Raw genomic sequence first — 10,912 nt, forward strand, 5'->3', positions numbered from 1 at the left:
ATTGCAGGCAGTTTAATGATGCTTGTAGGTGTTTGGTTAGCCTTAGATTAATAATAAAGAGCCCGTGGCTCTTTATTATTTTGCGTATAACGACTATTAATTTTTAATTAGAACCTGCGTGATTTAACTGTGCTTGTAAAAATGGCGCCGTTTTACTTTTTTGTGATTCAGCGACCATTTCAGGTTTTCCTTGTGCAACTATGACCCCGCCTTCGTCGCCAGCTCCTGGGCCAATATCAATAACCCAATCACTGTTACTGGCTACTTGCATATCGTGCTCAACCATAATGACGGTGTTGCCAGCATCAACTAAGCCATTTAACTGCGCCATTAGCATGGCTACATCTTTTGGGTGTAGGCCTGTGGTTGGCTCATCTAAAATATAAAGCGTATTGCCACGCTGTGTACGTTGTAGTTCAGTGGCAAGTTTAATACGTTGTGCCTCGCCGCCCGAAAGTTCAGTAGCAGGTTGCCCTAAACGTAAATAGCCAAGGCCCACTTGTAAAAGCGCATTGAGCGCGCGCAAAATAGCGGGTTCATCGGTAAAAAATGTATGCGCTGACTCAACGGTTAAATTAAGCACATCGGCAATGGTTTTCTCTTTATAGGTAATGTCGAGTGTTTTTTGGTTATAGCGTTTGCCATTGCACACAGGGCAAGGCGAATACACGCTGGGTAAAAATAACAGCTCTACGCTTACAAAGCCTACGCCTTCGCAGTTTTCGCAGCGGCCTTTTTTAACATTAAACGAAAAGCGACCGGCATCGTACTTTCGCGCTTTTGCCTCTTTGGTATTGGCAAACAGTTTACGTACTTGATCGAATAAGCCAGTGTAAGTGGCAAGGTTTGAGCGAGGTGTGCGGCCAATGGCTTTTTGATCAACCGTAATTAGGCGCTTTATGTGTTCAATGCCCAGAGTTATTTGCCCGCCGGTTGCTACGTTGAGCTCTTGCTCGAGTAACTCTGCTTCGTCGGTTGGTATTTGTGGCTGCGATTTTTGCCCCAGTGCATCATAAACCAGGTCAACAAGCGCTTGGCTAACTAAGCTTGATTTACCTGAGCCAGATACCCCTGTAACACTTGTAATAACCCCAAGCGGAAATTCTACATTAAGCTTTTGTAAGTTATTACGTTCAACATTTTTAAGCGCTAGCCACGCTTTAGGTTGGCGTTGCTTGTTTTGTATGGGAGCCTGCTGGGGTTGGTTATTTTTAAATAAATATTGACTAGTGTGTGAGCTACTAATTTGCTTTAAGCCTTCAACAGGGCCGCTATAAACAATATTACCGCCACGGGAGCCTGCATTTGGTCCAACATCGACTACCCAATTGGCATGTCGAATAACACTTACGTCGTGCTCAACCACAAATACTGAGTTACCAGCGGCTATTAGTTCATCTAATGCGCTTAAAAGTGCTTGTGTATCGGCAGGGTGTAAACCTGCCGAAGGTTCATCTAACACATACACAACACCAAATAATTTTGAGCGAAGTTGCGTTGCTAGCCGCAAACGTTGTAACTCCCCTGGTGATAACGATGGGGTGGTGCGCTCAAGCGATAAATACCCTAAGCCAAGTTTAGTCAGTGACTCTATACATTTAATAATATCGCTTGTAATACGCTTAGCGACGATGGCTTTTTCTGGGTTTGTAGCGTTACTTTTAGCAGGTGGATTAGCGGTAATGCTTAATTTATCTGCAAGTTCGTTCAATGTTAACTGCGAAATTTCGCCTATATCAAGGCCTGCGACTTTAACCGATAACGACTCTTTTTTAAGCTTTTTACCTTTACAGCTTGGGCATGGGGATATTTGCATAAACTGCGACACTCGTTTTTTAATACGAGGGCTTTGTGTTGTAGCAAAAGATTTAAGAACAAAGCGCTTAGCACTGGTAAAAGTACCTTTATAGCGAGGTTTTTCGCCATTTTTAATGGCGTTTTTAACCTCTAAAATAGTGTAGTCTGGGTAAACAGGCACAGTGGGGGTATCGTCTGAAAATAAAATCCAATCGCGTGCTTTTTGCGGCAACTCATACCATGGTATGTCGATGTCGTAACCAAGTGATACCAGTATGCGACTTAAGTTTTTACCTTGCCATGCTGGTGGCCAAGCTTCTATTGCGCCTTCGCGTATCGTTTTTGTATTGTCGGGCACAAGTAGTTGTTCGGTTACCTCAAAAGTGCGGCCAATGCCCGAACATTGTGGGCATGCACCTTCGGGGGTATTTGGCGAAAACGCATCGGCATACAAAATGCTCTGCCCTTTAGAGTATTCGCCAGCGCGTGAGTAAAGCATTCGCAGCGCGTTAGAAATAGTAGTTACGCTGCCAACCGATGAACGAACAGAAGGCGCACCGCGCTGTTGCTGCATTGCTACTGCTGGTGGCAGTCCTTCAATTGAGTCTACGTCGGGTTCGTCAACCTGATCGATTAACCTGCGTGCATAAGGCGACACCGAATCAAGGTAACGATGCTGCGATTCAGCAAATAATGTTCCAAAGGCGAGCGATGATTTACCCGAGCCCGATATACCAGTAAACACCACAAGCGAATTACGGGGCAGGTTTACATCCACATTTTTTAAGTTATGAACACGTGCGCCTCTTACTTGAATGCTGTGCTCAGTGTTTAATAAAGCCAATTGCGAATGTTCAATCGCGCCTGAACTGTTAAATGTGGTTGCCATGTAATTGTCTCCGTTTAATCGCCATGTTTATTAGGTAAAATTAAAGCTAAGGTTACACAAGCAACGCTGAATAAGCGCTTAGTGAGCATTATTGAATTTGTTGTGTATGTTTACATAATAGGTAAATGCTGAGAGTATGCTTAACTATGTAGACTATACAAACGTCATTAAGTACGCTTGAAGGAGGTTATTGATATGATTAAAGCATGGATTTTAATGTTGGTTATACTGTCGTCTTCGGTATTGGCAAATACTGAGAACGTAATAAACGTAGACAGAGCCGTACCTAATAGCTTGCATTTAGCATTTCCAAACGATGCTAACATCACGCCTAAAAAAGGCGACTTCAATGTTTTAAATTACATATTAATGAGTAATAACGAGGGGGAACGCTGGGCAGTAATAACACTCACTAATTTATCGACGGGTAATCGTGAACTTAACGAAGACCACTTACTGGCTTTGTTCGCTGATGGAACGCGACTACCCCCTCAACCTTTTAAATTAAGTTTTAAGGGTAACGAAACGCAGTCGGTAACTGTCTCGTTTGCTAAATATAAATTTCCTATTTTAAGTGTTTACTCAAATAATGATCAGTAGCTAACTTTAAAATAAGCCTAAATATGCAGTAATTGTTTTAGCTTATCGGCACCGGCTCTGCTGGTGCTTAGCTCCGATTTTACATCGTCGTTTACAATCACCATCAATTTGCCGTTAAACCAGCGCTGTATTTCTTTTATATGGTCAATATTAACCAAATAGCTGCGATGAATACGCACAAAGTTGTGCGTGGCTAGGGCGTGTTCAAGCTGATCGAGCGTGTCGCTCAAATGATTAAACGTTTCTCCATTCCACGCTAAGCTATTTCCTTGCTCTGATTTAATAAATTTAATGTCGCTTGGGGAAAGCAAAAATATGCGCTCGCCACTTTTACTAACTAGCTTGTTTAATGAACTTTCGGTGAGTGTAAAAGCGGGTTCACCTGCGCAGCTAGTTACATGAGTGTGCGCTCGTTGTTGATCTAATTGCTGCTGTGCTTTGGCTAACGCTTTTTTTAATCGTGCAATTGGAAAAGGTTTGAGTAAATAGTCAGTTGAGGCGTGCTCAAATGCTTCAATCGCAAATTGGTCGTACGCGGTGGTGTAAATAATAATGGGTTGGTAGTTAAGTAAATCAATAAGTTCAAGGCCATTAATTTCAGGCATTTGAATATCAAGCAATACCACATCAGGAGTCAGCTCATTAATTAATGCAATGGCCTCTTTGCCATTTGTGGCTATGCCTACCACGTCAACATGCTCCATTAAGCTTAATTGATGGCTTAACTTTTCGCGAGCAGGAAGCTCGTCATCGGCAAACAGTATGCGCATTTTAGTCGTTTTATTTGGCAGGTTTATATTGTTCATAACGCTAGTTCCAGCGTAACAACAGCACCATTATCATTTCTTAGCAATACTTTACTTTGTCCAAGTTGATTAACGCGTAGCATAATGTTTTTCATCCCTATACCTTTTCCGTAGCCACATTTTAATACATCGTCAGTAAAGCCTTTTCCGTTGTCGCTTATCACAATTTTTACCCCGTTAGACATTTCACTCAGGGTAATATTAAGTGTAAGTGAGGTTTGTTTAGCATTGTGCTTAATTGCATTTTCAATAATAGGTTGAATAGGTAGAGGTGGTAGCGTTTTGTTTTTAAGGGTATTAGGAATGTGGTAATTAACCTTAAGCTTATCGCCAAAGCGTGCTTTTTCAATATTTAGGTACTTTTCTATTATGGTAAGCTCTTGCTGTAAAGGTATTTGCTGTTGCTCTGCGGTATCAAGCGAGTATCTTAAAATATCAGCCAGTTCATGCAGTACTTCATCGGCTAAATCGGGTTTTGTGTGTATGTAAGCGGAAATTGTATTTAAGCTATTAAACATAAAATGAGGGTTTAGCTGGTATCGCAATGTAGCAAGCTGGGCTTGTTTAAGCGCATGCTTTTCGGCTGTTACGCGTTTTTTGCTTTCAATAAAAATACTGGTAAGGTAAATACACGAGCCCCAAAGTAAGCCGTTAAATACAACAAATATCCCCATTGATTTATGCCCATCAAAAAGCAGTGTCAGTAATACATCGGTAAGCACATTACCGAGGGCCATAAATACAACGGCAATTAACCATTCAAGTGCTGTTTTATTAATGTGCTTATTGCGCAGATAAAAAATAACCGCTGCCGCACTCCATACCGGAACCCAATAAAAAGTAATAAACCACACGGTTGCGGCGAGTGCACTGCCGCCTGTTAAGGGCGCAGAGTTAGCAATTATCAGCCCAAGGGCGTAAGCAATATCAACAATAAGTAGAATAAAAAAGCTGTATTTGTAAAAAGGATGTTTGAGCATAATAGGTGCTTCTTTTTGTAAGTGATTAAACCATAACAAAAAACAGTCAAAACCCAAAGAGTTTGTGTTTTGACTGTCACTTATTTAGAAGTAAGTTAGCTCTTTGATTTGTAATGTATTTTTTAACGGCTCGTTGCTTGCGCCTGGCATTTTACGCCACATTAAGTTAACCCCTGTTAATTCTGTTGCCGACCACGTAACGGGGCTACCAAACCCAAACTGTTTAAATGTAGTGAAAGGTATATCAAGCGTGGTCCACTCATCGCGTGGTTTTAAAAGTACACTAAAGTGATCCCAATCTTTTACATCACTATGATAAACAGACATAGCAAAAGGTGTAGTTGAGCCTTTATAGGTTAAGCGAATACCTTTAAATGTTGAGGCATCAGCCGGTGACGAAAACTTAATTTCAGCGCCCGCCCATGCACCAAAGCTGGTAGGCTTTGTAATGGTTGTATCAATAGTTAAGCTATTTTTATGCGTGGTAAGCGTTGCAACAGACTGCCCACCCATTACCGAATCGCTCATAGCTTGCCATGGTGTATCACCGGTAAAATCATCAATAGTATGCTGTGCTTGGCTGCTTTTAACTTCTTCATTGCAGGTAGGGCCTTGTGGTGTAATGGCCTTGTTTTGAGCAATAAGCGCTGGGCGGTCTACTTTTAAACCTGTTTTATACACCTGTGAGATAGTGTGAATATGATTTATATCACTAAGTGGGTTTTGTTTAAGCAGTACAAAACTTGCCTCAAAACCTTTAGTAAGTTTGCCAATGCTCTCGGCTTTATTAATCGCTTTTGCGCCGTTAACCGTTGCTGCGTTAATTATTTCACCATTAGTTAGGCCTGCTTTTTTAAGCGCATCTAATTCGTTGTGTAACCCTGTACCGTGCAGCGTGTAAGGGTTTCCGGCATCAGAGCCTGTGCCAATAGTAATATTAGCTTTATGTAGCTTTTGTATATTTGCATAAGCTGTTTTACGCTCATCCCACGCGTGCTCTTTCCACTTTGAAGGTGCAGGCACCTTTTCAAACAAACACCCTTGAAGCTTTTCAGGAATGGTTTTTAGTAACTCGCTTTGTGAGCTAATAGTATGGTTATGCTTTTCATCGCTATGATTGTGGTACACCGCGAGGGTAGGAATGTAAGTTACGTTATGATCTTTCATTAGCGTAATAAATTCATCGTCAATCGCTTCGCTATTAATACCGTGCGCTAAAGCCGTTGCACCGGCTTTGATTGCACGTTTACCATCATTTAGTGTAGAAACATGCACAAAATACGGTAAATTAGCGGCTTTAGAGCGCTTACCTAGCTCAGCCAGTTGGCTATCAGTTAACGATTTACCTACACCGCCAAAGGTTTCAATAACCGCTTTAGTTACATGTGGATTAGTGCTTATATGTTTTTGCCACAGCGCTGCTATGTCTTCATCTTTTGCAATTTCGTATGCTTGGCCACCAAACTGCGTGCCATGCCCGCCAGGGTTGGTAAACAAAGTACCCGCATAAAAAAGGTTAGGGGTTAGTTGGGCTGCTTTTAATTGCGCAGCTTCGTTTAGGGTTTGCTCAAACGAAAACAAATCAACAATGTTAGTTACGCCTAAATACAAATTAGAATTAAAGTGCGATTTAACCGGCAAATACTGAAATTCAGTAAAGTTACTGCCCGATGAGCCTAAATGTACATGTAAATCAATTAAACCGGGTATTGCATACTGGTTGTTGGCGTTAATTGTTTTATCTGCGTTTTGTAGTGGGTCAGTCGCTTTAGTAATGCTTACAATTTTGCCCTCATCAATATATAGCGAACTTGGTGCAGAAAAGCTTTGCGAACTACTTTGGTATAAACGAATGTTATCGACTCGCAGGTCAATGGCGTGAGCACTAAAGTGGCTTGCTAAACTCAGTGCTATAACTGTTTTTGTAATAATGTTCATGACTGTATTCCTTATCAAAAATTAGGTGTTTGGCGTTTTGTTGATAAGAAATTTAGCGAGTTTTATAACCTGCTTCATTAATGTTTATCTGAATCGACAGTATTTGCAGTTGAACCGACATAAAAGTAAATAAGCGTTGTGGTGGGGCACCCAAGCTAACTAAATTAAGTGTTTTGAATGAGCTATAGGTTACATAGATGTGTGTGCTTAGTTTAAAGCAAAGCTTTAAACTTTGATCATGTTTGAATGGTTATTAAGGGCAGTAATGAGCGAGAAATAGTTAGTCAAAAGTCTTAATGTCTGAAGTCAAGATTTGACCCTCGACTTTCTAGACCCTCGACTTTCTAAAGGCGGTTATGAGCTGTGAGAACCGGTCATTGAGATTGGCTAAATATCGTCGTTAATTGATTCGTTAAACTGCTCTTTGCGCATATATTCATGAAAATGAGCGCTACGCGCATATTGATTCGCTTAACGTAACCTAAAAAATTTAGAATACTTAGAGATAGTAATACCTTAGGTTATTTGTTAAAACTATATAAAGTAGATAATTGAGCGTGGCGTCAGTAGAAATATGCGCGATGAGCGCACTATTAAATTGTTAAGTGCAAAAACTATGACACAACACACATCACCAGTTGGATGGTACGTAGGTTCATATATGTTGAGGTTTTTCGAGCTTGAGGACTCAGCAAAAGATGATCCAGAAAAGAGATTTCTTTCCTGGGAGAATACTGTGCTTGTACGAGCGGATTCAAAATCGGAAGCATATGAGAAGGTCGAGAAAATTGGTCGAGAGCATGACTATCCGTACAAAGGTGGCCCCGAAGATGTTGATGTGAAATGGGAGTTCATTGGTGTTACACAGGTTCTAGCGATTTACGAAGAAATTGGAGATGGGGCCGAAATTCTATGGTCGGAATCTACCCGTAAACTCAAGAATTTAAAATCAAATATCCTTAGTAAAAGACAATGTTTGGAGGGGTAACACTTAACAAATTGCTCCAGTTGACGTATCGGTCTACGCTCCTTTTTGTGCATTCGCGGTGCTCATTTTCGCACAAAAATCCACTACAGCCGCTGCGCAACTGAGCAAGGCGTTATATTTCAAGGAGCAATTGATGCTCAAATGCTTTTTTGGACTTCTAATTTCACTATCATTTGGCGCCCAAGCAGGGTGTAGTATTTCAGATGAAATGAGAGAAATGTATAACGCCAAGTACGCAGAGCAAATATCAATAGATGTAAAACTATCTGAGCATAACTACACAGTGTTGATTTCAGCCCCAAAAGCACTTAACTCTGAGCCGTTTCAAGGTTTCCACTTAGTCGCTGACAGTTTTAACGAACCAACGTTTGCGGCAGCCCTAGAAAGTTTTGAAGAAGGAAGTGAATTTAAAACTTGGTTTGACATCGACGCAGGCTTAGTTCGAAAACACTTGATAGTCGTTACATTCGGTGAGGATTGTGGCTTTGATGTCACCAAGGAAGTCTTTTACCAATGAAATATAACAAACAAATTATGGCACACGTGTTTGCGTCCCATATTTGGAAGTTATGACAGAAAGGATTCCTCCAAATGGTTCAAAATTTAGTTTTAATCTTTCTTTTATTCTTTGCCAGCTATTCACTGGCTTTGGACCGTGAGGATATAAAGCAAGATAAATCTGTTAGTCTCGCAACGATTGCAGACAGCATCGCCATGCAATACCAGCAGATGGGCTGGTTTTCCGGCGCATTACTGATAACTAAAGATAATGAGGTGGAGTTTGCGTCATCTTATGGCTTTCAGAATGTCGAAGAAAAAATAAAGAACAGCATTCAAAGTCGCTTTAATCTTGGCTCAATCATGAAAGACTTTACCAAGGTCTTGATCTTGCAACAGGTTGAGGCTGGCAAATTAAAGTTAAGTGATAAACTAGTTACCTTCGAGTTGGGGTTCAAACAACCTGATGCTGATAAAATCACGATTGAGCACCTACTCAATCATAGTGCAGGCTTTGCTGATATCTTTGTGGCTGAATATCGTCAGAATCAACTTGCATTTGATACTCTAAACAAGAAAATAAAGATATTGATAAATAACCCCCTTTTATATACACCTGGAACTGATCGAAAATATTCAAATTATGGGTATGTGGTATTAGGAGTGATTCTTGAGAAAGTAACTGGAAAGCCTTTCGAAGAACTACTCAAAAACAATATCTTCAATCGGGTTGAGATGTCTTCAACGACCTTCAGGCCGGTTAATTCTCATGAATATCAGTCAGTCCGATATACATTCCAGTACAATGGTAATTTGAGGAAGGTCGGTATTAATGAACACCCTAGTCCCGATGGCGGCATTGAATCGACTGTTGTGGATGTGCAACGATTTTATCGAGCGTTATTCTATAGCAATAAGTTATTAAAAAACTCAGACGCGATTAATCGCCACCTATTTGCAATGGACGGCTCCCATTGGGGCGCATATGGAGGTGGTCAGGGTGTCAGTGCAGCCGTGGAAGTAGATTTGGGCACTAGCTATGAAATAGTTGTTCTGGCAAACACTGATCACTTAGTTGCCGAACGCATTTCTGGTCGAATACACTCTTACATCAAAAATGGTGAGTATCAACCAATTAGACAATTGGAAAAAAACTTTGCCTTTAAGTACTATCAATCAAAAGGAAAACAACAATTCTATAAACACTTCAAACAGGTTTATAAAGACAATGGTTACAGTCGATTCATCGGCAGAACAATTAATGAAGTAGGAATGGAACTACTTAGTACAAAATCATGGACCGAAGCATTTGATATGTTCGAATATTTAGTTTCATTGTTTCCCAATGCACCGCAGGCCTACGACAGTTTGGCATTCGCCTATTTATCGAAAGGAGATAGCGAGGCTGCGAAAAGTACTTTTAGCAAATCTTTAACTATTGATGGTAGTTTTAAAAGTGATTACGTGAGTGATAATTACGGTCATAACAATATGCTCAAGTAAGGACAGGCTATCGCCAGCCGCTTAGTTTTGCGTTGAGGCTGTAGAATTACTCTTTTTAGAAACATATCCTACTATACAAAACTGATTGTTTTTTAACCTTGAAACCACAGGGTTGCTGTGATCTAATAGATATTATTCACTCACGGTAAATTGTTATGGCCAACTACAAGCCTGACTTATCCTGTCAAAATAAATTCATCCCCATCAATTTCGCTGAGCAAATTTTACCAGGTACCTTTGAGTATGCGCTTTGTTATATTGTCGAAAATAAACTCGACTTGTCGGGCTTTGACGCGTGGTATAACAACGATAAAACGGGTGCTGCGGCGTATCCGCCCACGGTCATGTTAAAGATTATTTTACTCGGTTATGCGCATGGGTTAATAAGTAGCCGCCGAATAGCCAAGGCCTGTGAGAACAATATTCTGTTCATGAGTGTGTCAGGGGATATTCAGCCGCATTACACATCAATAGCGGGTTTCGTAGCCAAAATGCACGAACAGATTGAGCCACTATTTACGCAAGTATTGATGATATGTGATGAAGAAGGCTTGATAGGCCGTAACCTATTTGCCATTGATGGGTGTAAATTAAAGTCCAATGCGAGTAAAGAGTGGAGCGGCACATTTGATGAACTAGGCCGTAAAAAAGCAAAACTAGAGCGCGCAAGCAAACGTATTATTGAACGCCATCAAGCCCAAGATGGCCTAAGTGTAGTGGTCAACTAATTTTGGCCACAGTTTTAGAATCTTGATATCTAACCTCAGATTCATTCGGCGCTAAACCAGCATTATAATGATGTGGTCTAACATTATTGTAATATCCGTTGATATAATCACTCACACTATATTTAGCATCTTTAAAGTTTTCGTATCCAACCTTTGGCATCCACTCCGTTTTAAAGCTTCTAAAA

Annotated in this window: 9 protein-coding genes and 1 pseudogene; 5 read left to right on the forward strand and 5 right to left on the reverse strand. The window is 40.7% G+C overall.

Going from position 1 to position 10,912, the window contains the following annotated elements:
- Positions 1-103 precede the first annotated feature (103 nt).
- Positions 104-2,686, reverse strand: a complete 2,583-nt coding sequence (uvrA, locus tag BCG07_RS04685) for an excinuclease ABC subunit UvrA (RefSeq protein ID WP_286888968.1) — start codon at positions 2,684-2,686, stop codon at positions 104-106.
- Positions 2,687-2,881: 195 nt separating this feature from the next.
- On the opposite strand from uvrA, the gene BCG07_RS04690 reads away from it, so the two are divergent.
- Positions 2,882-3,286, forward strand: a complete 405-nt coding sequence (locus BCG07_RS04690; protein WP_286888970.1) for a hypothetical protein — start codon at positions 2,882-2,884, stop codon at positions 3,284-3,286.
- A 17-nt stretch (positions 3,287-3,303) separates the two neighbouring features.
- On the opposite strand, the gene BCG07_RS04695 is transcribed toward BCG07_RS04690, so the two are convergent.
- From BCG07_RS04695 to BCG07_RS04705, 3 genes are read right to left on the reverse strand one after another with little or no spacing between them, the layout of a single operon-like run.
- Positions 3,304-4,092: a LytR/AlgR family response regulator transcription factor gene (locus tag BCG07_RS04695; protein WP_286888972.1), complete on the reverse strand. Its 789-nt coding sequence runs from the start codon at positions 4,090-4,092 to the stop codon at positions 3,304-3,306.
- Positions 4,089-5,129, reverse strand: coding sequence for a sensor histidine kinase (locus tag BCG07_RS04700; protein WP_353743790.1), 1,041 nt, complete (start codon positions 5,127-5,129; stop codon positions 4,089-4,091). Before BCG07_RS04700 ends, BCG07_RS04695 begins: the two co-directional genes overlap by 4 nt.
- A 27-nt stretch (positions 5,130-5,156) precedes the next feature.
- Complete coding sequence (locus BCG07_RS04705; RefSeq protein ID WP_286888975.1) at positions 5,157-7,010, reverse strand: CIA30 family protein; 1,854 nt, start codon at positions 7,008-7,010, stop codon at positions 5,157-5,159.
- Positions 7,011-7,584: 574 nt separating this feature from the next.
- Between BCG07_RS04705 and BCG07_RS04710 the strand changes: the two genes are divergently transcribed.
- The 4 genes and pseudogenes from BCG07_RS04710 to BCG07_RS04725 all read left to right on the forward strand — a co-directional run.
- A complete protein-coding gene (locus BCG07_RS04710; RefSeq protein WP_286888977.1) occupies positions 7,585-7,998 on the forward strand; it encodes a DUF4288 domain-containing protein in 414 nt (137 codons plus the stop codon).
- Positions 7,999-8,131: 133 nt separating this feature from the next.
- On the forward strand, positions 8,132-8,515 hold the full coding sequence (locus BCG07_RS04715; protein ID WP_286888979.1) for a hypothetical protein: 384 nt from the start codon (positions 8,132-8,134) through the stop codon (positions 8,513-8,515).
- A 74-nt stretch (positions 8,516-8,589) separates the two neighbouring features.
- Positions 8,590-9,999, forward strand: coding sequence for a serine hydrolase domain-containing protein (locus tag BCG07_RS04720; protein WP_286888980.1), 1,410 nt, complete (start codon positions 8,590-8,592; stop codon positions 9,997-9,999).
- Between the two features lie 155 nt (positions 10,000-10,154).
- A pseudogene (locus BCG07_RS04725) lies at positions 10,155-10,712 on the forward strand (transposase); the annotation flags it as partial.
- 7 nt (positions 10,713-10,719) lie between these two features.
- Here the strand turns inward: BCG07_RS04725 and BCG07_RS04730 are convergent.
- The coding region (locus tag BCG07_RS04730) for an IS3 family transposase (protein ID WP_286888984.1) at positions 10,720-10,912 on the reverse strand (193 nt) is incomplete at its 5' end.

The sequence above is a fragment of the Pseudoalteromonas sp. ESRF-bin5 genome, from assembly GCF_002632075.1.
GTDB classification, from domain to species: domain Bacteria; phylum Pseudomonadota; class Gammaproteobacteria; order Enterobacterales; family Alteromonadaceae; genus Pseudoalteromonas; species Pseudoalteromonas marina.

Bases quoted from the DNA above. Each gene is read 5' to 3' on its own strand.
- uvrA (WP_286888968.1), bottom strand. From the start codon at position 2,686: ATGGCAACCACATTTAACAGTTCAGGCGCGATTGAACATTCGCAATTG.
- BCG07_RS04690 (WP_286888970.1), top strand. From the start codon at position 2,882: ATGATTAAAGCATGGATTTTAATGTTGGTTATACTGTCGTCTTCGGTA.
- BCG07_RS04695 (WP_286888972.1), bottom strand. From the start codon at position 4,092: ATGAACAATATAAACCTGCCAAATAAAACGACTAAAATGCGCATACTG.
- BCG07_RS04705 (WP_286888975.1), bottom strand. From the start codon at position 7,010: ATGAACATTATTACAAAAACAGTTATAGCACTGAGTTTAGCAAGCCAC.
- BCG07_RS04710 (WP_286888977.1), top strand. From the start codon at position 7,585: ATGCGCGATGAGCGCACTATTAAATTGTTAAGTGCAAAAACTATGACA.
- BCG07_RS04715 (WP_286888979.1), top strand. From the start codon at position 8,132: ATGCTCAAATGCTTTTTTGGACTTCTAATTTCACTATCATTTGGCGCC.
- BCG07_RS04720 (WP_286888980.1), top strand. From the start codon at position 8,590: ATGGTTCAAAATTTAGTTTTAATCTTTCTTTTATTCTTTGCCAGCTAT.